A 23,937-nucleotide genomic window follows, 5' to 3' on the forward strand; every position below is an offset into this window, starting at 1 on the left:
TGTATAATTATTTGTAAAAATATTATTGTTAGTGGGAGATATATTAAATCAGGCATAGACCTGATTTTCTTATTATTCACATAACACTCAATTATTATTGGAGATATTCAGTTATCCCCCTCTTTAAAGGAGGCTGGTAACGCGGCGATACAAGAGATATTGCTCTATAAACAGTAACGTCGTTATCTGTCATGCCACCGTGGGTTAGCGGTCATGGTTAACCAAATAGGGTAGGTTATTGCAAAGAGACATCCGCGTTTATACCCAAAATAATCCGTAGCCAACACATAAGCAACTTGAAGTATGAAGGGTATATGTCTGATGGAAAATCGTCCCTGGTGAGTAGGGTAATAGCGCCGGAGGGGCTCCGGCGCTTTTTACTTAGCCGAGCGCCTGGGCCAGTAGCGTAATGGGGTGTTCGCAGCGTTTGCTTGTAGACATCTCAATTTGCCACTTACAGGTTTCACAATCGGTGACGACAATGTCGGCGCCGCTCTCTTCAATCTGGCGGAACAGCGGCGCGCCGATGGACTGTGATGTCGGATAGTTTTCCTTTTTAAATCCATACGTACCGGCAATGCCGCAGCACTGTGAATCAAGTACCGTCAATTCAAGCCCCGGAATTTGCCGCAACAGTTCAAGCGTGTAAAGCGTCCAGCCCATTTTTTCCATATGACACGGCGTATGGTAGACCACTTTCAGCGGCAAAGGATTAAGCGGCAGCGTTTTCCCGGCATCCAGTTTGCGCCATAGCCAGCGGGTGGCCAGCTCGATATGTTCGCGCAGCCCGGCGTTGTCCACGTCCAGCACTTCAGGATATTCATCGCGCAACGCAAACGTACAGGTGGATGACGTGGCGATGACCGGAATACCTTTGACGGCAATCGCCTCGCGTAGCGACTCCACATTGCTGATAGCCTGCTTGCGAGCTTTATCCGTAAAACCGTTAGCGATCAGCGGCACGCCGCAACATTTCTCTTTACTCAGTAGCTGTACGCCGGTACCCATTGCGTTCAGCACCTTAATCAGATCTTTTCCGAGCTGCGGATGGTTGTAATTCACAAAACAGCCATGGAAAAAGGCGACCTGATCTTTGTATTTAGCCTGCTGCGCCGCCACGCTACGATACCAGCGGCGGAAGGTGCCGAAAGAGTATTTTGGTAAGGTGCGGCGATGATCGATTTTGAGCGCGTAATCAAGCAACTGGCGCACTGGCTTTAATGCGGTGGCGGTATTGACCACCGGCGCGAACGGCGTTGAAACGCTGCCCATCAGATCGGTATGGCTGAGAATAAAGTTACGCAATGACGGGCGCGTCGTATCGTATTTCGCGCGGGCGCGCTGGATGATATCGCCAATCTTCACGTCCGACGGACAGGCGACCTCACACCGTTTGCAGTTAATGCAATATTTCAGCGCCTCATCATACAGTGCGCCGTCTTTCAGACGCAGGCGTTCGCCATCCGGTCCGGCCTGTTTAGGGCCAGGGTAGCCAGGATTAACGCGGCTGACCGGGCACGCGGTGGTGCACACCGTACATTTAATACAACTTTCAAAACGTGTGTCGCTCATTGCTGTTCTCCTGCACGCTCAGCGATATGGTGCGCGGCCTGGAGGGCGCTGACTGCGCAGACGCCGCCGCCGCATCCCTCAGCTATAGGATCGAATCCCGCCAGCACAGAACCTATTGCATACAGATTTTCTACCGTGTTGCCCGCAAGGGAGGGGCGGAAGGCGTCATCCGTCACGACGCCAAACTGCTGCCAGGGCTGTGGGTCAAAGAAATGTTGTTGATACCATTCGGCGCGGGTGGCCGTTTGCTGTACGTCGAGACCTAAAATAGGTTCGCGGATCCCTTCGCGCTCGGCAACCAGACCGCTACTAAAGAAGCTACCGCTGGCAAGTACGGCAAAACGCGGGCGCAGTGGGATATCGGCATGGTTGCGGGTCCATATTTCGCTCACGGTACCGCGACGGCAGGTGACTTTCTTCACTTCATCGCCCGGCATCCAGATGCCGCCCTGACGGACAAACTGGCGCTGGAGCTGATTGTGCAGACGAATACCGAGCACCGATGGCGGCAGCGTCGGCAGCAGCGTGAGCGCGCAGGGCAGACGTTCGTTAAGCCAGCGCCACAGCGTATCGTTCGCCAGCCCGAAACAGGCGGGCATGATGATCATGTCGCAGTTTGTCGCTATTGGCGACAGCGCGTCGTACAGCAGCGGCCATTTTTCTTCGTTATCAAGCAGACGCGCAATATTGACCGCGCGAAATTCCGTCGGGTTATCACGCAGTACGTCCAGTTCCGGAAGGTCGATTTCTGCGGTTTCCACGTTGAGGTCGCGTTGGCGCAGCGACGCTGCCGCAAGGTGCGCCTGGAAATCCAGTAATCCGCTAACGCCGACGACGCAAATTCGCTGTGCGGATAACGGCCAGACCGGTACTTCCGGCGAGCTAAGCCAGGTTGAACGCAATGTGCCAAGCGGCGTGACACGCTGGTGCGCCTGCTGTACGTCACCGTATAACTGCGCGCCGCTGGCGTTAAGTAGCGTTTGCGCCTGTTGCGCCAGCGTAAGGACTTTTTGCGCGCCCAAACGCGAATAAGGATGTTCAGGTGCCTGGCGGCGCAGCGCATCAAGCCCGGCGGTAATGTCGGTCACCGGTTGGCCGTCGGGCAGGGCGCTGAGTAGATCCAGCGAGCCGGAGGAAAAATGCAGCGCGCTTTGTCCGCGGGTGACGATGGCGCAGCGTAATCCATGCTGCTGGAGTTGCAGTCCGCACAGCAAACCGGCGAGACCGCCGCCCATAATAACCGTATCAAATTTCATCCTGGTGCTCCTTCTCCAGACCGCATAATCCCTGATAAACCCAGCGCGTAAATTCGCTTTCGCGCAGCGCGTCTCCCCAGGCGACAGGTTGTACGCCTTTCCAGCGCTCATTCAGAAATTCAGAGAGTTGCGTAATAGATTGCGCTGCGGTTGTCACATTAAAACGCTGCAATAGCCCGGCCGCGCGGCAGGCGCACAGTTCGCCCTGGCAAGTGCCCATCCCTACGCGGGTGCGACGGCGCAGATCCAGCAGGCTATTCACGGTTAAGTTTTCGACGGCATACTGCACTTCCCCCGCCGTGACGGCCTCGCATTCACAGACCAGGCTACGGTGTTGGCGGCCTTCGCTCAGCCACCCCGGCGTGCGATCGCCATGACGATAAACCGCCGATCCGCGTAGCGGCGCGGGAAGCGAGATAATGCGTTTCAGCGTATGTTCCGTAGACTCTTTTGAGCCAGGCAACGGCGTATCCGCCGTGATGCAGGGGCGAGTATTGCCCAACTTGCGGCACACGGCGTCGGTCGCCCATTCCGCCATCAGGCGGTAAGTCATTAGCTTCCCGCCGGTAATGGTAATAAAGCCTTCAAGCCCGTCGCGTTCGGCGTGGTCGAACAACACAATACCGCGGCTGACGTTACGACCGCTGGGATCGTCATCGCTGGCCACCAGCGGGCGGACGCCGGAATACGCGCGCAGAATACGCGTCTTCGCCATGACAGGGGCCAGTTTTTCCCCTTCACGCAGCAGGATATCGACTTCATCTGCGGTGACGCGGTTGCTGTCTATCTCATTGTAATCAATATGGGTAGAGGTGGTGCCGATCAGTGAAATCGTATCGCCAGGTACCAGAATGTCGGCATCCGATGGTTTCCGACAGCGGTTAATGACATGCTGGTTGATCCGATGGTCCATGATCAACAGCGAGCCTTTCGCCGGGAACATGCGAATACTCAGGTCGGCGTATTCGGCGATCCGTTGCCCCCAGATACCTGCCGCATTGACCACCACCGGCGCGTGAAGCGTCTGGGTTTCGCCAGTGAGATGGTTGCGCACATGGACGCCGCAGACCGTTGCGCCTTCACGAATGAGCCCGGTCACTTCATGCGCCGTTAACACGATTGCGCCATGTTCTCTGGCATCCAGCATATTGGCGGCGGTAAGGCGGAAAGGGTCCACGGTGCCATCCGGCACTTTTACCGCACCGATGAGCGCAGGGTTAACGGAAGGTTCGATGATGCGAGCCTGCTGCGGATCGATGGCTTCAGCGCGAATGCCTGCCGCTTCACAGGCGCGAATAAAGGTGGCCTGAAACGCAAGATCATCTTCCGGCAACGTAATAAACAGACCATCCGTCGGTTCGACGCAATGGCGGGCGATCCGTTTTAAAATCTGGTTTTCACTAATGCACTCGCGCGCGGATTCCGCGTCGGTAACCGCATAACGAGCGCCGCTGTGCAGCAGCCCGTGGTTACGCCCGGTCGCGCCGGTCGCTATATCATGCCGCTCCACCAGAATGACACGTAAACCGCGCAGCGCGCAGTCGCGGGCGATCCCTGCGCCTGTTGCTCCACCGCCAATGATAATCACGTCACTTGCTTGCGAGTCGCGAGTTTTCATTGTTTTTCCTCACAGTTCGTTTTTTATCATTTAGCCATACAAATCATATGGAATGTTTGATTTCGCGCATAATCGCTCACTATTCGAAAATGAAACGTGATTTCGTGCGCCTTTCTGAACATTGGTCATAAAACTGTAACAATATGTGCTGTAATTCACATTAACGTGACGTATCTTTACTTAACATCGCGGCCACACTGGGAGCAGCGGGGTTGTTTGAACGAACTGCGGTGTTTACCTCTAAATAAAATACGGGCCACGGAGGCTACAATATGTTGAGTATTTTTAAACCAGCGCCGCATAAAGCGCGCTTGCCAGCGGCGGAGATTGATCCGACCTATCGCCGATTACGCTGGCAGATTTTCCTGGGGATATTCTTTGGCTATGCCGCGTATTATCTGGTGCGCAAGAACTTTGCCCTCGCGATGCCCTACCTGGTAGAACAGGGTTTTTCACGCGGCGATCTGGGCTTTGCGCTGTCCGGGATTTCCATCGCTTATGGTTTTTCGAAATTTATAATGGGTTCGGTGTCTGATCGCTCGAATCCGCGCGTTTTTCTGCCGGCAGGGTTGATTCTGGCCGCAGCAGTCATGTTGTTTATGGGCTTTGTACCGTGGGCGACATCCAGCATCGCCGTGATGTTTGTGCTGTTGTTCCTTTGCGGCTGGTTCCAGGGGATGGGGTGGCCGCCGTGCGGACGTACGATGGTTCACTGGTGGTCGCAGAAAGAGCGCGGCGGCATTGTGTCGGTCTGGAACTGTGCGCATAACGTCGGCGGCGGGATCCCGCCACTGCTGTTCCTGCTGGGGATGGCGTGGTTTAACGACTGGAAAGCGGCGCTCTATATGCCAGCCTTTGGCGCGATTGTGGTGGCGCTGTTCGCTTTCGCAATGATGCGCGATACGCCGCAATCCTGCGGTCTGCCGCCTATCGAAGAGTATAAAAACGACTATCCGGACGACTATAACGAAAAAGCGGAAGAAGAGCTGACTGCGAAGCAGATCTTCATGCAGTACGTACTGCCGAACAAACTGTTGTGGTACATCGCTATCGCCAACGTGTTTGTTTATCTGCTGCGCTACGGCATCCTCGACTGGTCACCGACCTACCTGAAAGAAGTGAAGCATTTCGCACTGGATAAATCCTCCTGGGCCTACTTCCTGTATGAATACGCGGGTATTCCGGGCACGCTGCTGTGTGGCTGGATGTCGGATAAAGTCTTCCGCGGCAACCGCGGTGCGACCGGCGTGTTCTTTATGACCCTGGTGACTATCGCGACCATCGTTTACTGGATGAACCCGGCAGGGAACCCGAACGTTGATATGGCTTGTATGATTATTATCGGCTTCCTGATCTACGGCCCGGTAATGTTGATCGGTCTGCACGCGCTGGAACTGGCGCCGAAAAAAGCGGCGGGTACGGCGGCGGGCTTTACCGGTCTGTTTGGTTACCTGGGCGGTTCTGTCGCTGCAAGCGCCATTGTGGGTTATACCGTTGACTTCTTCGGTTGGGATGGCGGCTTTATGGTGATGATTGGCGGCAGCATTCTGGCGGTAATCCTGCTGGTGGTCGTGATGATTGGTGAAAAACGCCATCATGATGAGCTGCAGTTAAAACGCAACGGAGGCTAATAACATGAAAACCACACTGAAAAACCTTAGCGTGGCGTTAATGTTGGCAGGAATGACCATCGGAAGCGGCGCCGTGGCGGCTGAAAAAGTCGTTATCGCCCACCGTGGCGCCAGCGGTTATCTGCCGGAGCATACGCTACCGGCGAAAGCGATGGCGTATGCGCAAGGGGCAGATTATCTGGAACAAGATTTAGTGATGACAAAGGACGACCATCTGGTCGTCCTCCATGACCACTACCTTGACCGGGTGACTGACGTCGCTGACCGTTTTCCGGACCGGGCGCGTAAAGATGGGCGTTATTACGCTATCGATTTTACGCTGGATGAAATTAAATCCCTGAAGTTTACCGAAGGGTTTGATATTGAAAACGGCAAAAAAGTACAAACTTATCCGGGCCGTTTCCCGATGGGTAAATCTGATTTCCGCATTCATACCTTTGAAGAGGAAATTGAATTCGTTCAGGGATTAAATCACTCTACCGGTAAAAATATCGGTATTTATCCGGAAATTAAAGCACCGTGGTTCCATCATCAGGAAGGGAAAGATATTGCCGCGAAAACGCTGGAAGTGCTGAAGAAGTATGGTTACACCGGCAAGCAGGATAATGTCTATTTGCAGTGTTTTGATGTCGCTGAGCTGAAACGTATTAAGAATGAACTGGAACCCAAAATGGGGATGGACCTCAATCTGGTTCAACTTATTGCGTATACCGACTGGAATGAAACCCAGCAGAAACAGCCGGACGGTCGTTGGGTAAATTACAACTACGACTGGATGTTTAAGCCGGGCGCTATGAAGCAGGTGGCGGAATATGCGGACGGTATTGGTCCGGATTACCACATGTTGGTCGCGGAAGGCTCAACGAAAGGGAATATCAAGCTGACTGGAATGGTGCAGGACGCGCATCAGAATAAGATGGTAGTGCATCCTTACACTGTGCGTGCCGATCAATTGCCGGACTATGCCACAGACGTCAATCAGTTATACGATATCCTGTATAACAAGGCGGGCGTCGACGGGCTGTTCACTGACTTCCCGGATAAGGCGGTCATGTTTCTGCAAAAAAATGACTAAAGGTATGCCATAGTAGAAGTGAAGCGCCGGATGAGGACATAAACGCCTCATCCGGCCTGGCGCAACGTTTGCCAGCGTAAGTCTGATAAACGCAATGTCATCAGGCGGTGTTGTTTTATAGCAAACCCTCATCGGTCAGTGTTTCCATACATTTTTGTAATAAAAATAGCGGGCTTCCTTCTACCGGCGGTTCTTTTGCTAACAGGGAAATTTGTCGATAAAAGGTGGGTTCCAGCGCCACGGAGCATAATTTTTCTGTCGTGGCTTTTAAGGTTAATTCTGGCAATAAGGCGATACCTAACCCCTGGCGAATAAAATTCAGCGCAGTATCGGGATGGTTAAATTCATATTTAAATATCGGTTCAATACCCTTTTCTTTAAACAACGCCATAATGCTTAATTCATAACGACCTTTACTGACAATAAGTGGTTCGTCCATCAGTTCTTCGACCGTTACTGTACTATTGGCCGCCAGGGGATGATTTTCAGGCACCACTACGGTGAATTTATCCCGGTAAATGGGGACGCAATACATACCGTTGACCGGAAAAGGAACGAAACCGGCATCAATACTTCCGTCCTGCAGCGAATCAATAATAGCCGTACTGTTCTCTTCATAGGGGATAATTTTTACATTTGGATGATGGCTTTCAAAATAGCGAATGACGCCGGGTAAAATGCAGGCGCAGGCGCTGGGAAAACAGCCAATCCGTAGCGTACGGGCCGGGTTCCTTTTTTCTTGTTCGGCAATCTCTTTTACCGCGTTGACGTCGCGCTGGATCGCGCGTAAGTGCCTGACGATGCGGCTACCGGCGGCGGTAAGCTCAATCTCTTTACGACGCTCACGAATCAATATATCAACGCCGAGCTCCTCCTCAAGCGCGGAGATGGCCTGGCTGACGGCGGATTGCGTCATGTATAGCCGTTTGCTGGCCTCGGTAAATCCGCCGTACTCCAGTACGGCAAGCAGGGCGTGGATTTGGGTTAGTGTCATTAGTAAAACCTAATTAATATAATTAAAACGATTAATTTTTCTAATAGAGTGCACTTGTTTATACTGCGATTCTATCGAATACATCACATTTTGACGCACCTGATAGGTGTTCAGTTGAGCTGAGCGTTGCCTGCGTGCGCCATCTGAGCGGGTCGTTAAGAATGAAAGAAAAATTATGGACGAAGGATTTTTGGGCAATCACCATAGTAAGTTTTATTATCTTTTTTGTTTTTTATGTACTGCTAACTTTATTACCCATTTATATTGCTGATCGCCTGCATGCTTCTGCAGATAAGGCCGGGCTGTTAGTGACATGTTTCCTGGCCGCGGCAATTGTTATTCGGCCATTTGCCGGACAGTGGGTGGGAAAATATTCGAATAAAAAGATTCTGGTGCTCTCTTCTCTGGCTTTTTTGGTGATTACCGCGCTGTATCCGGTTTGCCATTCTATCGAGTCGCTGCTCTTTATCCGCGTACTTCATGGGATTACGTTTGGTGTTATTACCACGGTAAAAGGAACTATTTCAGCGCGGTTAATTCCGGCCTCCCGACGTGGAGAGGGCATCAGCTTTTTCTCTTTAGCGATGGGCCTGGCGATGGTCGTCGGACCGTGGATCGGTTTGAATATGGCCCGCTGGAACGCGTTCACTGCCGCATTCTGGCTTTGTTCCGCTGTAGCGGCGTTAGGGATTGTGCTTTCCCTGATTGTGACGGTCCCTCCGGTAATTCGTCATGCCGATGGTTCGAAACCAAATCTGGGTTTTGCCGCGATGTTTGACCGCGCCGCCTTGCCTTTTGCGCTGGTCACCTTTTTTATGACTTTCTCCTATGCCGGCGTGTCGGCTTTCCTGGCGCTGTATGCGCGTGAGCTGGATTTAATGGCGGCGGCCAGTAATTTCCTGCTGTGCTACGCGATTTTCCTGATGATATGCCGTACCTTCACCGGGAATATTTGTGATAAAAAAGGGCCGAAATATGTTGTTTTCCCATGCCTGTTGGCTTTTACCATCGGTCTGGTGGCGCTGGGCTACACCAATGGCAGCATCATGATGATTATTTCCGGCGGTCTCATCGGTATCGGCTACGGTTCGGTCACGCCGGTTTTCCAGACGCAAATTATCAGCTCGGTTGAACCGCATAAAATCGGCGTGGCGAATTCACTGTTCTTTAACGCGATGGACGCCGGAATGGCGATTGGCGCCTTTATCATGGGAATGATGGTTGAGTCGGTTGGCTATCGTATGATTTATGTCGCTGGCGCGGTGCTGGTGGTACTCGCTGGCGCACTGTATGCCGTGCAGATGAAAAAACGTGGCGTGATGCCTTTGGTTTCCACCAGCGAGTTGCACTGAGTTACATCTCGATTTCGATATCGCCTTTTGCCCTGCAGCAGCAGGGCAAAATCTCTCCCGGCTGGATAAACGCTAAAGGTTCCGTAATCCAGTCAACCTGACCGGCAACCAGCCGGGTACGACAGGAGCCGCAATATCCTTCGCGGCACTGATACTCCACCTCAACGTTATGCGATTCCAGCGCGGCCAGCAGAGAAGGGTGTTCATCCTGGCACAGCAGTTGTGTGCCAGTGATACGCAGCGTGACGCGTCCCATCAGAGCTGGAAATTACTCAGATCGTCGGTATCGACTTCCGAATCGATTTGTCCGACCAGATAAGAGCTAACTTCCACTTCCTGTGGCGCGACCTGAACGTTATCGGACACCAGCCAGGTATTGATCCACGGGATTGGGTTGGAGCGGGTCTGGAACGGCAGATCCAGCCCTACCGCCTGCATACGAATATTCGTAATATATTCAACGTATTGACACAGGATATCTTTATTCAGGCCGATCATCGAACCGTCGCGGAACAGATAGTCCGCCCACTCTTTTTCCTGCTGCGCCGCCTGCACGAACAGGTCATAACATTCCTGTTTACACTCTTCGGCGATTTCTGCCATCTCCGGGTCGTCCACGCCGCTACGCAACAGGTTCAGCATATGTTGCGTGCCGGTCAGATGCAGCGCTTCGTCACGGGCGATCAGACGGATAATTTTGGCGTTGCCTTCCATCAGTTCACGCTCGGCAAATGCGAAAGAGCAGGCGAAGCTGACGTAGAAGCGGATGGCTTCCAGCGCGTTCACGCTCATCAGGCACAGATACAGTTTTTTCTTCAGCTCACGCAGATTCACGACAACCGTTTTGCCATTAACGGTATGGGTGCCTTCACCGAGCAGGTGCCAGTAACTGGTCATCTCAATAAGTTCGTCGTAGTAGGCGGAGATACCTTCGGCGCGCTTCTGAATTTGCTCATTGGTCACGATATCGTCAAACACGACCGCCGGATCGTTGACGATGTTACGAATAATGTGGGTGTAGGATCGTGAGTGAATCGTCTCAGAAAACGCCCAGGTCTCTACCCACGTCTCCAGCTCCGGGATGGAAATGAGCGGCAGCAGGGCGACGTTCGGGCTACGTCCCTGAATGGAATCCAGCAGCGTCTGGTATTTGAGGTTGCTGATGAAGATATGTTTTTCGTGCTCCGGCAACGCCTGATAATCGATACGATCGCGGGAGACGTCGACCTCTTCCGGACGCCAGAAGAAAGAGAGCTGTTTTTCGATCAGTTTTTCGAAGATGTCATATTTCTGCTGGTCATAGCGTGCAACGTTGACCGGCTGGCCAAAGAACATGGGTTCCTTGAGCTGATCGTTTTTCGTCTGTGAAAAAGTGGTGTATGCCATTGAAGTGAATCCTTTATGGGATGAGCGCCGGATGGCGGCGCAAGCGCCTTATCCGGCCTACAAACCGTACAATCGTAGGCCGGGTAAGCATAGCGCTACCCGGCACTATTCATCAGATCTTACAAGCGCCGCTTTCGCAGCCATCGTCCTGAATAGAAGGCGCCAAATCGTCCTGCGCATCTTCCGCGCCGTCGCGGGTATTTTGATAGTACAGAGTTTTCACGCCAAACTTATACGCAGTGAGCAAATCTTTCAGCAGTTGCTGCATCGGCACTTTTCCTGACGGGAAACGTGATGGATCGTAGTTGGTATTAGCGGAAATCGACTGGTCGATAAACTTCTGCATGATACCCACCAGTTGCAGATAACCGTCGTTGTTCGGCATCTCCCACAACAGTTCGTAAGCGTCTTTCAGATGCTCATAATCCGGCACCACCTGACGCAAAATACCGTCTTTCGAGGCCTTGATGCTGACGTAGCCGCGCGGTGGTTCGATACCGTTGGTGGCGTTGGAGATCTGGGACGACGTTTCCGACGGCATTAGCGCCGATAGCGTGGAGTTACGCAGACCGTGGGTTTTGATCGACTCACGCAGTTGTTGCCAGTCGTAGTGCAGCGGTTCGTTGACGATCGCATCCAGATCTTTTTTGTAGGTGTCGATCGGCAGAATGCCTTTTGCATAGGTGGTTTCGTTGAACCATGGGCAGGCGCCTTGCTCTTTCGCCAGTTCGTTGGACGCTTTAAGCAGATAGTATTGAATGGCTTCAAAGGTTTTATGCGTCAGATTATTGGCGCTGCCGTCGGAATAACGCTTACCGTTTTTCGCCAGCCAGTAGGCGAAGTTAATCACGCCAATGCCCAGCGTACGACGGCCCATTGCGCCGCGTTTGGCAGCCGGAATCGGGTAATCCTGATAATCGAGCAGAGCATCCAAAGCGCGTACTGCCAGAATAGCCAGTTCTTCCAGCTCGTCCAGAGTTTTAATGGCGCCCAGGTTGAATGCAGACAACGTACACAACGCAATTTCGCCGTTTTCATCGTTGACATCGTTCAGCGGTTTGGTCGGCAGGGCAATCTCCAGACACAGGTTAGACTGGCGTACCGGGGCGACAACCGGATCGAACGGACTGTGAGTATTGCAGTGGTCAACGTTCTGGATATAGATACGACCGGTAGAGGCGCGTTCCTGCATCATCAGCGAGAACAGTTCGACCGCTTTCACACGCTGTTTGCGGATGCTGTCGTCGTTTTCATATTTCACGTACAGGCGTTCGAATTCGTCCTGGTCGGCGAAGAACGCATCGTATAGCCCGGGTACATCGGACGGACTGAACAGCGTAATGTCGCCGCCCTTCAGCAGGCGGGTGTACATCAGTTTGTTGATCTGTACGCCGTAGTCCATGTGACGTACGCGGTTACCTTCCACGCCACGGTTGTTTTTCAGTACCAGCAGGCTTTCCACTTCCAGGTGCCACATCGGGTAGAACAGTGTCGCCGCGCCGCCGCGCACGCCGCCCTGCGAGCAGGATTTCACCGCCGTCTGGAAGTGCTTGTAGAACGGAATACAGCCGGTGTGGAACGCTTCGCCGCCACGAATCGGGCTACCCAGCGCACGAATGCGTCCCGCGTTGATGCCGATACCGGCGCGCTGAGAAACGTATTTCACAATCGCGCTGGAGGTGGCGTTGATGGAATCCAGACTGTCGCCACACTCGATCAGTACGCAGGAGCTGAACTGACGGGTCGGGGTACGCACGCCGGACATGATGGGCGTCGGCAGCGAGATTTTGAACGTAGAGACCGCATCGTAAAAACGTTTTACATAGTCAAGACGCGTTTCACGCGGGTAGTTCGAGAACAGGCAGGCCGCTACCAGAATGTAGAGGAACTGTGCGCTTTCATAGATTTCGCCGGTCACGCGGTTTTGCACCAGATATTTCCCTTCCAGCTGCTTAACGGCAGCGTAGGAGAAGGTCATATCGCGATCGTGAACGATAAACGAATCCATCTGCTTGAACTCTTCTTCCGTGTAGTCTTCCAGCAGATGATTGTCGTATTTGCCAAGCTCAACCATTTTTACCACATGGTGGTAAAGTGCGGGCGGCTCAAACTGGCCGAAGGCTTTCTTACGCAGGTGGAAAATCGCCAGACGCGCAGCCAGGTATTGATAATCCGGCGCATCGCGAGAGATCAGGTCTGCGGCGGCCTTAATGATAGTTTCATGGATATCGGAGGTCTTAATCCCATCATAAAACTGAATATGCGAGCGTAGCTCGACCTGAGAAACCGATACGTTATTCAGTCCTTCTGCCGCCCAATCAAGCACGCGATGAATTTTGTCGAGATTGATGCGCTCAGTACGGCCGTCACGCTTTGTCACCAGCAGACTCTGATTCATGTGGTTTTCTACCTGTTTACCTGTCCGTGAAAGAAAAATATCCCCCCGCTTATCCACAACGCCACGTTGTGACTAACTCTGTGGATAAATACTATATATAGGGGGTAATCGATAAGTGAAACGCTATATGGTGAGTATTCTAGTAGGGATTCTTTTGAGTACAAGAGTTGATTTTGGCGTTAAATTGCGGTTGCAAAAGCGTAAGAATCGCTAAATGCGCGTCTGATAAGGCCTGGAGAGGATGTCAACAATTCATAAAAAAAAATCAAAAGTTGATCGAATGCTGATTTCTTCATCGAAGGGAAAGGTTGCGCCCGATGATCTAACGCAACCCTTATAGGAAAATTCTTTGATGTCACGCTTTTTTAGCGCGGGTATGCAACATGTAGTTAACGTCTACTCCGGGACCGAGTTTGAAAGTATTGGTTATCGGGTTGTAGTGCAGCCCGGTGATATGTTGCTCTTTCAGGACGGTTTCATCTACCCAGCTTAACAGTTCAGCAGGCTTAATGAATTTCTTCACGTCGTGCGTGCCTTTTGGCACCATGCGCAGAATATACTCAGCGCCGACGACCGCCATCAGCCAGGATTTTCCATTGCGGTTCAACGTTGAGAAGAACACCTCGCCGCCGGGTTTAACCAGTTGGGCGCAGGCGTGGACGACCGATTGCGGATCGGGAACGTGCTCCAGCATTTCCATACAGGTGACGACGTCGTATTGCTGGGCGTGTTTTGCCGCATGTTCCTCAACCGTCTCCTGCACGTACTCTACCTCAATGCCGCTTTCCAGCGCATGCAGTTTGGCGACCTGCAAAGGCTCAAAGCCCATATCCAGCCCGGTAACGGTAGCGCCTTCGCGCGCCATGCTCTCCGCCAGAATACCGCCGCCACAGCCGACGTCGAGCACCTTTTTACCGAACAGGCCGCCTGAGCGCTCAGTAATGTAGCCAAGGCGTAGGGGGTTGATGCGATGCAATGGCTTGAATTCGCCCTCCAGATCCCACCAGCGCGACGCGACGGCTTCGAATTTGGCGATTTCATTATGGTCAACGTTGTGAGCTACCGACGGTTTTTCAGTGTTCATGAGTACATGAGATTCCGCTATTGATCTATCGGGGCATTATAGCAGGTGCAAAGTCGCTGCGTTATATCTACTGCCGTCTTTATTACGCTTTCAGCGCAAGAAGTTTTCTTGCGCGTTCTGTAAAACCGCTACCGATGTGGTGCGTGATAAAATTACAGACGCCCTCGACGTTGTTGTTTTTTAACATATCCAAAATAGTGGCATGTCCACGGTTAGAGCTGGTGATATATTCAGCGGTAAAATCCAGTCTGTAGCGAATTGCCAATAAACGTGCAGAGATCAACAGGTGTGCTTGTGAAATGTATTTATTATCGGCATATTTCACAAAAACATAATGAAAATCATGATCCAGTTTGAGGTAAGCTTGCGTATCTCGCTCTGCATTAATTTTTGCTGACTTCGATAAAATATTGCTTAATTCGACTATGACATTGTTAGCATTTTTCTCCATCGCTTCACGAATTGCGCCCTGTTCAAGGATAACCCTCATTTTGATGAGATCATTGATATCCTCGTCGGTGACAGAAAAAACAAATGTCCCACTGCGGGGAATGATGTTGACTAAGTTTTCATTATAGCTCAGCCAAATAAAAGCTTCACGAATTGGTGTTTTACTTACCATCAGAATATTTGATAGTTCATTTTCACTGATCGCTTGCCCAAGATCGAAATCGCCATGGATAATCATCTCCCTTATTTTCTCTTTAATCACCTGGGTGATGGATTTGGGTATTTCAATTGATATGTGACTAAAATCACGCTTTAATCTATTTTTCATTTTCTTCTCCTCCATGGTTAAACCCGGCTCCATTGTAATTAATTTATTCAAAATTAACGGATCTAATATATCAGATATAAGAAAATTTACATACTTTATTGTTGTTATTGTATATTTCATTAAGTTTGCTTGCTGATATATCAGATATGACACATTAGCTTTTGAATTGTATTGTTTTTTACGTAACATCGATTCCGGTCAATACCCTTATTCATTGAATCATAAAAGGTGATGCAAAATGAGTAGTCCACAAGAAAATTTATACGATGCAATTCGTATTGTAAAAAGGAAAATCATTCCTTTGGCCTTTATTCTTTACTTTTTTAACTATATGGATCGTGTCAATATTGGGTTTGCTGCATTACGCATGAATGAATCTCTCGGTATTACGCCTGAGGATTTCGCTAATATTTCTTCTATATTCTTCATATCATATTTAATCTTTCAAATTCCGAGTAGCATTGGCTTGCAAAAGCTTGGCGCAAGAAAATGGATTAGTTCCATTATTATCGGCTGGGGAGCGGTAACAGGGCTGATTTTTTTTGCTAAAGATACTCAACATATTTTGCTGGCTCGCATTTTTTTGGGGGTATTTGAAGCTGGCTTTTTCCCGGGCATGGTTTATTATCTTGCATGTTGGTTCCCGGCTCGTGAACGCGGAAAAGTCAATAGTTTCTTCATGTTATCTATTGCTGTTGCATCGGTATTGGCTGCACCGATGTCTGGTTGGATCATCGAGCATTTGAATACCCCGGATTATGAAGGCTGGCGCTGGCTTTTTGCTATTGAAGGTATCCCTACCGTATTCCTTGGCATCCTGACATTTTATTTACTGCCTGACAGTCCAGAAAAGGCTAAATGGCTTACGCCACAGCAGATATCGGCCTTAGTTAATAAATTACGCACTGACAATGAAACCGCAGCTGCATTAAATAAAAATACCAACTCATCCTTTCTTTCCGTAATCAAAAATCCAGTTTTGCTTCAGCTTTCTTTCGCCTACATGTTGATTCAGGCGGCTGCTCTGGCGGCAAACTACTGGTTGCCGGGGTTGGTGAAGGGATTTTCAGCTGATTTTACGGATACTGACGTTGGTTTAATCATGAGTATTCCGTTTATTTTCGCTATGTTCAGCATGCCCTGGTGGGGCTGGCATTCCGATAAAAAGAATGAACGAAAATGGCATGCTGCATTACCCATGTTTCTGGCAGGCTGTGGTTTTCTGATGATTGCTCTTGTCCCCTCAATGTCGCTGAGAATGCTGGGGCTAACGTTCTATGGTGTTGGGATCCTCAGCTATTACGGACCTTACTGGGCGCTGCCTTCTGCATTATTGTCGCCGTCAGGGTTGGCTATCAGCATTGCGTTTATTAACTCATGTTCAAGTCTTGGCGGATTCCTGATTAATAAGTCACTGGGATTCGTTTCTACTCATTATGGTGCGACAGGAATATTTATTGTAGAGGCAATACTTTGCTTCGCTGCGGTAGCCGTTTTGGCGTTAATGAAAATTGATGTGAAAAAAGAAAAAAGCCAACAAACAAATGTTGTATCACGAACCTGATAAATGGAGAAATTATGAAAATTACGTCTATTGAAGTTTTTGACTGTGAATTAAAAAAAAGAGATCAAACGATGTCATCCTATAATCCAGTACTTATCCGGGTGAATACCGACTCAGGATTAAGTGGTATTGGCGAAGTAGGACTGGCCTATGGCGCAGGCGCTAAAGCTGGCGTAGGGATCATCAGAGATCTGGCGCCATTGATTGTGGGTGAAGATCCATTAAATATCGAAAAAATTTGGGAGTTCTTTTTCAGAAAGACTTTTTGGGGAATGGGAGGCGGGAACGTTTTTTATGCCGGAATGAGCGCTATTGATATTGCTCTTTGGGATATCAAAGGTAAATATTTAGGTGTACCTGTTTATCAGCTCCTTGGCGGGAAAACTAATGAAAAATTAAGAACCTATGCTAGTCAGTTACAATTTGGTTGGGGGGATAAACGCCAGATATTAGTGACACCTGAGGAATATGCTGAGGCGGCGCGTGCGGCTCTTGACGATGGATATGATGCGATTAAAGTGGATCCACTCGAAATCGATCGTAATGGCGATGACTGTGTTTTTCAGAATAAAAATCGTAACTATTCAGGATTGTTACTGGCCGATCAATTAAAAATGGGGGAAGCGCGAATTGCCGCTATGCGTGAAGCAATGGGGGATGATGCTGATATTATCGTGGAAATCCATTCTCTTCTCGGTACAAACTCAGCTATTCAATTTGCGAAGGCGATAGAAAAGTATCGTATCTTTCTTTATGAAGAACCGATTCATCCATTAAATTCTGATAATATGCAGAAAGTTTCCCGTTCAACAACGATTCCAATCGCCACTGGCGAGCGTTCCTACACAAGATGGGGATACAGGGAATTACTGGAGAAGCAGTCTATTGCCGTAGCGCAACCTGATTTGTGTCTCTGCGGCGGAATTACCGAAGGAAAGAAAATCTGTGACTATGCTAATATTTATGACACCACTGTACAGGTGCATGTTTGCGGCGGTCCTGTTTCCACGGTAGCCGCGCTGCATATGGAAACAGCAATTCCCAACTTTATTATTCATGAGCATCATACCAATGCGATGAAAGCATCTATTCGGGAACTTTGTACCCACGATTATCAACCGGAAAATGGCTATTATGTCGCGCCGGAACAGCCCGGATTGGGTCAGGAATTAAACGATGAGGTAGTGAAAGAATATCTGGCCTATGTGATTAAATAGCATCTGGTGATACTGATTATGGTTTATGCCTCCCGGCATATCCCCTAAATAATTCGAGTTGCAGGATAAAATGGTTAACCGTCTTGAACAGCGCTTGCGCTAACCGCGACGGGGCGAGGCCCAGGGATGGGCCGAGTAACTCGCAGCCAACGCACATGAAACTTGAAGTATGACGGGTATACACGGGAGGTATTGATTTTCTAACCTCTTCCTGGCCAGGCCCCGATCTCCCCTGTGTCGCCTCTGAAGCCGATCGCCAATAAACGCCGAGACCACGCTTATAAATGAAGAGAGCATGCGGCACCCGAATAAAGCATTGTCTGGCTGCATTCCGTTTACCAGTACGTGGGCGAATGTGTTATAATTTGCGACCTTTGAATCCGGGATACAGTAGAGGGATAGCGGTTAGATGAGCGACCTTGCGAGAGAAATTACACCGGTCAACATTGAGGAGGAGCTGAAGAGCTCCTATCTGGATTATGCGATGTCGGTCATTGTTGGCCGTGCGCTGCCGGATGTCCGAGATGGCCTGAAGCCGGTACACCGTCGCGTACTTTACGCCATGAACGTATTGGGCAATGACTGGAACAAAGCCTATAAAAAATCTGCCCGTGTCGTTGGTGACGTAATCGGTAAATACCATCCCCACGGCGATTCCGCAGTGTATGACACCATCGTTCGTATGGCGCAGCCATTCTCGCTGCGTTACATGCTGGTGGATGGTCAGGGTAACTTCGGTTCTATTGACGGCGACTCCGCGGCGGCAATGCGTTATACGGAGATCCGTCTGGCGAAAATCGCCCACGAACTGATGGCCGATCTCGAAAAAGAGACGGTGGATTTCGTGGATAACTATGACGGTACGGAAAAAATTCCGGACGTCATGCCGACCAAAATTCCGAATCTGCTGGTGAACGGTTCTTCCGGTATCGCAGTAGGTATGGCGACGAATATCCCGCCGCACAACCTGACGGAAGTGATTAACGGCTGCCTGGCGTATATCGACAACGAAGACATCAGCATTGAAGGGCTGATGGAACATATTCCGGGGCCGGACTTCCCGACCGCCGCGATCATCAACGGTCGTCGTGGTATCGAAGAAGCCTACCGTACCGGTCGTGGCAAAGTGTACATTCGCGCCCGCGCGGAAGTTGAAGCTGACGCGAAAACGGGCCGTGAAACCATCATCGTCCATGAAATTCCCTATCAGGTGAACAAAGCGCGCCTGATCGAGAAAATCGCCGAGCTGGTGAAAGATAAACGCGTGGAAGGCATCAGCGCGCTGCGTGACGAATCCGACAAAGACGGGATGCGCATCGTGATTGAAGTGAAACGCGATGCGGTGGGTGAGGTGGTGCTTAATAATCTCTACTCCCAGACCCAGCTACAGGTTTCCTTCGGTATTAACATGGTGGCGCTGCATCATGGCCAGCCGAAGATCATGAACCTGAAAGATATTATTTCAGCGTTCGTGCGCCACCGCCGTGAAGTGGTGACGCGTCGGACTATTTTTGAACTGCGTAAAGCCCGTGACCGCGCGCATATCCTTGAAGCTCTGGCGATTGCGCTGGCCAACATCGATCCGATTATCGAACTGATTCGCCGTGCGCCAACGCCGGCGGAAGCGAAAGCGGCGCTGATTTCGCGTCCGTGGGATCTGGGCAACGTTGCTGCGATGCTGGAGCGCGCCGGTGACGACGCCGCGCGTCCGGAATGGCTGGAGCCAGAATTTGGCGTGCGTGACGGTCAGTACTACCTGACTGAACAGCAGGCGCAGGCGATTCTGGATCTGCGTTTGCAGAAACTGACCGGCCTGGAGCATGAAAAACTGCTCGACGAATACAAAGAGTTGCTGGAGCAGATTGCTGAACTGCTGCACATTCTGGGCAGCGCCGATCGCCTGATGGAAGTGATTCGCGAAGAGATGGAGTTAATTCGCGATCAGTTCGGCGATGAGCGTCGTACCGAAATCACCGCCAACAGCGCCGATATTAATATCGAAGATCTGATTAGCCAGGAAGATGTTGTCGTGACGCTGTCTCACCAGGGTTACGTCAAATATCAACCGCTGACAGATTACGAAGCGCAACGTCGTGGTGGGAAAGGTAAATCTGCCGCGCGTATTAAAGAAGAAGACTTTATCGACCGTCTGCTGGTGGCCAACACCCATGACACCATCCTCTGCTTCTCCAGCCGGGGCCGTCTGTACTGGATGAAGGTCTATCAGTTGCCGGAAGCCAGCCGTGGCGCGCGCGGTCGTCCGATCGTTAACCTGCTGCCGCTGGAAGCCAACGAACGTATCACCGCGATTCTGCCGGTTCGTGAATACGAAGAAGGCGTCAACGTCTTTATGGCGACCGCCAGCGGTACCGTGAAGAAAACGGCGCTGACCGAATTCAGCCGTCCGCGTTCCGCCGGTATTATCGCGGTAAACCTCAACGACGGCGACGAGCTGATTGGCGTTGACCTGACTTCTGGTTCTGACGAAGTCATGCTGTTCTCGGCCGCGGGTAAAGTGGTGCGCTTCAAAGAAGACGCCGTCCGTGCGATGGGGCGTACCGCGACCGGTGTGCGCGGTATTAAGCTGGCGGGAGATGATAAAGTCGTCTCTCTGATCATCCCACGCGGCGAAGGCGCTATTCTGACCGTAACGCAAAACGGCTACGGGAAGCGTACCGCAGCGGACGAGTACCCGACCAAGTCTCGTGCGACGCAGGGCGTTATCTCTATCAAAGTGACCGAGCGCAACGGTTCCGTTGTCGGTGCGGTACAGGTAGACGATTGCGACCAGATCATGATGATCACGGATGCCGGTACTCTGGTGCGTACCCGTGTGTCCGAGATCAGCGTAGTGGGACGTAATACCCAGGGCGTTATCCTTATCCGCACGGCGGAAGACGAAAACGTGGTGGGTCTGCAACGCGTTGCTGAACCGGTAGATGACGAAGAACTCGACGCTATCGACGGCAGCGTGGCGGAAGGGGATGAGGATATCGCCCCGGAAGCGGAAAGCGATGACGACGTTGCGGATGACGCTGACGAGTAATGTTATTGCTGTGCGAGGGCCGGATATCCGGCCCTTTTTCTTTGCCGTTGCGGGCTACGTCATTTACCGCTACCTTAGTCACACTCTATTTACATCCTGAGGCGGAGCTTCGCCCCTTTGAAATACCTTGCTTCCTTTCGAACTACGCTGAAAGTCTCGCGCTACTTATTCAGAGCGTTAGCGTTACTCATTTGGCTCTTAATCGCCTTTGTTTCGGTGTTTTACATCGTCAATGCCCTGCACCAGCGGGAATCTGAAATTCGTCAGGAGTTCAACCTTAGCTCCGATCAGGCGCAGCGTTTTATCCAGCGCACGTCGGACGTGATGAAAGAGCTCAAATATATCGCCGAGAACCGTTTAACGGCGGAAAACGGCGTCATGTCGTCGCGTGCGCGTGATGACAAAATGGTGGTGCCGGATTTTGAACCGCTATTCGCCGACTCAGACTGTGCGGCGATGGGCTCCGCCTGGCGCGGCTCGCTGGAGTCGCTGGCCTGGTTTATGCGTTACTGGCGCGACAACTTTTCAGCGGCGTATGATCTTAACCGCGTTTTCCTGATTGGCAGCGATAACCTCTGTATGGCGAATTTCGGCCTGCGTGAAATGCCCGTGGAGCGCGATGATGCGTTAAAAGCGTTACATGAGCGGATTATGAAATACCGCAACGCGCCGCAGGAAGAAAGTGGGAATAACCTTTTCTGGATAAGCCAGGGCGCGCGTCAGGGCGTGGGCTACTTTTATGCGCTGACGCCGGTGTATCTGGCCAACCGTCTGCAGGCGCTGCTGGGCGTCGAGCAGTCCATCCGTATGGAAAATTTTTTCACGCCGGGCAGTTTGCCGATGGGCGTCACTATTATTGATGAGAACGGCCATTCGCTGATTTCGTTGACCGGTCCTGATGGCAATATTAAAGCGGAGCCGCGCTGGATGCAGGAGCGCTCCTGGTTTGGTTATACGCCAGGTTTTCGCGAACTGGTACTCAAAAAAAGCCTGCCGCCATCCTCGCTCAGTATTGTCTATTCTGTGCCTGTAGATTTAGTCCTGGAGCGTATTCGTATTCTTATCCTGAACGCTATCCTGCTGAACGTGCTGGTGGGCGCAGGGCTGTTTACGCTTGCGCGGATGTATGAGCGGCGAATTTTTATTCCGGCGGAGAGCGATGCCCAGCGTCTGGAAGAGCATGAACAGTTCAACCGTAAAATCGTCGCCTCCGCGCCGGTGGGGATCTGTATTCTGCGCACTATTGATGGTGTCAATATTCTGAGTAACGAACTGGCGCACACCTACCTGAACATGCTCACGCATGAAGACAGACAGCGCCTGACGCAAATTATTTGCGGCCAGCAGGTCAACTTTGTTGATGTATTGACCAGCAATAATACCAATTTGCAAATTAGCTTCGTCCATTCCCGCTATCGCAATGAAAACGTCGCGATTTGCGTGTTGGTAGATGTGAGTACGCGCGTCAAAATGGAAGAGTCGCTGCAGGAGATGGCGCAGGCGGCGGAGCAGGCTAGCCAGTCTAAATCCATGTTCCTTGCAACGGTCAGCCATGAATTGCGCACACCGCTGTACGGTATCATCGGCAATCTCGATCTGCTGCAAACCAAAGAGCTGCCAAAAGGCGTGGATCGGCTGGTCACGGCGATGAATAACTCCTCCAGCCTGTTGCTGAAAATTATCAGCGACATTCTAGACTTCTCGAAAATTGAGTCGGAACAGCTAAAGATTGAGCCGCGCGAATTTTCACCGCGAGAGGTGATGAACCATATCACCGCCAATTATCTGCCGCTGGTGGTGCGTAAGCAGCTCGGCCTGTATTGTTTTATTGAGCCTGACGTGCCGGTGTCGCTGAACGGCGACCCGATGCGTTTACAGCAGGTTATTTCAAACCTGTTGAGCAACGCCATTAAGTTTACCGATATTGGCTGCATCGTGCTGCATGTGCGCTGTGATGGGGATTATCTCAGCATTCGCGTGCGGGATACCGGCGTCGGTATTCCGGCAAAAGAGGTGGTTCGCCTGTTCGATCCCTTCTTCCAGGTGGGAACCGGCGTACAGCGTAACTTTCAGGGGACCGGTCTGGGGCTGGCGATTTGCGAAAAATTGATCAGCATGATGGACGGCGATATTTCCGTCGATTCGGAGCCGGGCATGGGGAGCCAGTTTACGCTGCGCATCCCGCTTTATGGCGCGCAATACCCTGTGAAAAAGAGCGTGGAAGGACTCGCCGGAACCTGCTGTTGGCTGGCGGTGCGCAATACTTCTTTGTGCCAGTTTATTGAGACCAGTCTGGCGCGTAGCGGCGTTCATACGCAGCGTTATGAAGGGCAAGAACCCGCCGCGGACGATATTTTGATTGTCGATGACGCGCTGGAGCATACCTGGCAGGGGAGGGCGGCGGTCGTCTTTTGCCGCCGTCATATCGGGATTCCGTTGGAAAGAGCGCCGGGCGAGTGGGTGCATAGTGTGGCGTCGGTGCATGAGTTGCCCGCGCTGTTGGCGCGTATCTATAGTATTGAGCTGGATAGTGAAGCGCTTTCCAGCGCATTGCCGACGACGGATAAAACCGCAGATTCAAATGACGACATGATGATTCTGGTCGTTGACGATCACCCGATCAATCGCCGCTTGCTGGCCGATCAACTGGGATCGTTGGGGTATCAGTGTAAGACAGCCAATGATGGCGTGGACGCTCTGAATGTGTTGAGTAAAAATGCTATCGATATTGTTCTGAGCGATGTGAACATGCCGAACATGGACGGCTATCGCCTGACGCAGCGTATCCGTCAGCTTGGGCTGACGCTGCCGGTCGTCGGCGTGACGGCGAACGCGCTGGCGGAAGAGAAACAACGTTGCCTGGAGTCCGGTATGGACAGCTGTTTGTCGAAGCCTGTGACGCTGGATGTGTTGAAACAGACGCTGGCGGTGTATGCCGAACGGGTACGTAAAACGCGGGCATAAAA

16 protein-coding genes are annotated in these 23,937 nt (G+C 51.3%); 7 read left to right on the forward strand and 9 right to left on the reverse strand.

Features of this window, described 5'->3' with window-relative positions; all coding sequences use genetic code 11:
• Positions 1 to 381: 381 nt before the first annotated feature.
• From glpC to glpA, 3 genes are read right to left on the reverse strand one after another with little or no spacing between them, the layout of a single operon-like run.
• Positions 382 to 1,572: an anaerobic glycerol-3-phosphate dehydrogenase subunit GlpC gene (gene glpC / locus NA197_RS19220; protein WP_001285726.1), complete on the reverse strand. Its 1,191-nt coding sequence runs from the start codon at positions 1,570 to 1,572 to the stop codon at positions 382 to 384.
• Complete coding sequence (gene glpB, locus NA197_RS19225) at positions 1,569 to 2,828, reverse strand: glycerol-3-phosphate dehydrogenase subunit GlpB (protein ID WP_000667152.1); 1,260 nt, start codon at positions 2,826 to 2,828, stop codon at positions 1,569 to 1,571. Before glpB ends, glpC begins: the two co-directional genes overlap by 4 nt.
• Positions 2,818 to 4,446, reverse strand: coding sequence for an anaerobic glycerol-3-phosphate dehydrogenase subunit A (gene glpA / locus NA197_RS19230; RefSeq protein WP_000857207.1), 1,629 nt, complete (start codon positions 4,444 to 4,446; stop codon positions 2,818 to 2,820). The genes glpB and glpA overlap by 11 nt, the downstream gene beginning before the upstream one ends.
• 272 nt (positions 4,447 to 4,718) lie before the next feature.
• On the opposite strand from glpA, the gene glpT reads away from it, so the two are divergent.
• Together glpT and glpQ are read left to right on the forward strand one after the other, a co-directional pair.
• Entirely contained in the window at positions 4,719 to 6,077 is a 1,359-nt protein-coding gene (gene glpT / locus NA197_RS19235; RefSeq protein ID WP_000948739.1) for a glycerol-3-phosphate transporter, read from the forward strand.
• A gap of 4 nt (positions 6,078 to 6,081) precedes the next feature.
• Positions 6,082 to 7,152 carry a glycerophosphodiester phosphodiesterase gene (glpQ, locus tag NA197_RS19240; RefSeq protein WP_000858952.1) on the forward strand — a complete coding sequence of 357 codons (1,071 nt, stop codon included), beginning with the start codon at positions 6,082 to 6,084 and terminating at the stop codon, positions 7,150 to 7,152.
• Between the two features lie 115 nt (positions 7,153 to 7,267).
• Here the strand turns inward: glpQ and NA197_RS19245 are convergent, their stop codons facing one another.
• Positions 7,268 to 8,146: a LysR family transcriptional regulator gene (locus NA197_RS19245; RefSeq protein ID WP_064043070.1), complete on the reverse strand. Its 879-nt coding sequence runs from the start codon at positions 8,144 to 8,146 to the stop codon at positions 7,268 to 7,270.
• A 161-nt stretch (positions 8,147 to 8,307) separates the two neighbouring features.
• On the opposite strand from NA197_RS19245, the gene NA197_RS19250 reads away from it, so the two are divergent.
• Positions 8,308 to 9,498 carry an MFS transporter gene (locus tag NA197_RS19250; RefSeq protein ID WP_000660247.1) on the forward strand — a complete coding sequence of 397 codons (1,191 nt, stop codon included), beginning with the start codon at positions 8,308 to 8,310 and terminating at the stop codon, positions 9,496 to 9,498.
• 1 nt (position 9,499) lies between these two features.
• Here NA197_RS19250 and yfaE read toward each other — a convergent pair whose 3' ends face one another.
• From yfaE to NA197_RS19275, 5 genes are all read right to left on the reverse strand, one after another.
• Positions 9,500 to 9,754: a ferredoxin-like diferric-tyrosyl radical cofactor maintenance protein YfaE gene (gene yfaE / locus NA197_RS19255; protein ID WP_000533921.1), complete on the reverse strand. Its 255-nt coding sequence runs from the start codon at positions 9,752 to 9,754 to the stop codon at positions 9,500 to 9,502.
• Complete coding sequence (nrdB, locus tag NA197_RS19260; RefSeq protein ID WP_000332026.1) at positions 9,754 to 10,884, reverse strand: class Ia ribonucleoside-diphosphate reductase subunit beta; 1,131 nt, start codon at positions 10,882 to 10,884, stop codon at positions 9,754 to 9,756. Before nrdB ends, yfaE begins: the two co-directional genes overlap by 1 nt.
• 112 nt (positions 10,885 to 10,996) lie before the next feature.
• On the reverse strand, positions 10,997 to 13,282 hold the full coding sequence (gene nrdA, locus NA197_RS19265; protein WP_001076495.1) for a class 1a ribonucleoside-diphosphate reductase subunit alpha: 2,286 nt from the start codon (positions 13,280 to 13,282) through the stop codon (positions 10,997 to 10,999).
• A 355-nt stretch (positions 13,283 to 13,637) separates the two neighbouring features.
• The gene (gene ubiG / locus NA197_RS19270) at positions 13,638 to 14,366 is read right to left on the reverse strand and encodes a bifunctional 2-polyprenyl-6-hydroxyphenol methylase/3-demethylubiquinol 3-O-methyltransferase UbiG (RefSeq protein ID WP_001091009.1); all 729 of its coding nucleotides are present in this window, start codon (positions 14,364 to 14,366) and stop codon (positions 13,638 to 13,640) included.
• A gap of 82 nt (positions 14,367 to 14,448) precedes the next feature.
• On the reverse strand, positions 14,449 to 15,333 hold the full coding sequence (locus NA197_RS19275) for a GntR family transcriptional regulator (protein WP_000944714.1): 885 nt from the start codon (positions 15,331 to 15,333) through the stop codon (positions 14,449 to 14,451).
• A gap of 49 nt (positions 15,334 to 15,382) precedes the next feature.
• On the opposite strand from NA197_RS19275, the gene NA197_RS19280 reads away from it, so the two are divergent.
• From NA197_RS19280 to rcsC, 4 genes are all read left to right on the forward strand, one after another.
• Entirely contained in the window at positions 15,383 to 16,708 is a 1,326-nt protein-coding gene (locus NA197_RS19280; protein ID WP_000098078.1) for an MFS transporter, read from the forward strand.
• A 14-nt stretch (positions 16,709 to 16,722) separates the two neighbouring features.
• Positions 16,723 to 17,925 carry a mandelate racemase/muconate lactonizing enzyme family protein gene (locus NA197_RS19285; RefSeq protein ID WP_000705586.1) on the forward strand — a complete coding sequence of 401 codons (1,203 nt, stop codon included), beginning with the start codon at positions 16,723 to 16,725 and terminating at the stop codon, positions 17,923 to 17,925.
• Between the two features lie 409 nt (positions 17,926 to 18,334).
• Positions 18,335 to 20,971 (forward strand): DNA topoisomerase (ATP-hydrolyzing) subunit A, encoded by a 2,637-nt coding sequence (gene gyrA, locus NA197_RS19290; protein WP_001281271.1) that lies wholly within the window; start codon positions 18,335 to 18,337, stop codon positions 20,969 to 20,971.
• Between the two features lie 117 nt (positions 20,972 to 21,088).
• On the forward strand, positions 21,089 to 23,935 hold the full coding sequence (rcsC, locus tag NA197_RS19295; protein ID WP_000876084.1) for a two-component system sensor histidine kinase RcsC: 2,847 nt from the start codon (positions 21,089 to 21,091) through the stop codon (positions 23,933 to 23,935).
• Positions 23,936 to 23,937: the final 2 nt, after the last annotated feature.

The organism is Salmonella sp. NW884, from assembly GCF_051700745.1.
In the GTDB taxonomy this organism is placed as follows: Bacteria; Pseudomonadota; Gammaproteobacteria; order Enterobacterales; family Enterobacteriaceae; genus Salmonella; species Salmonella enterica.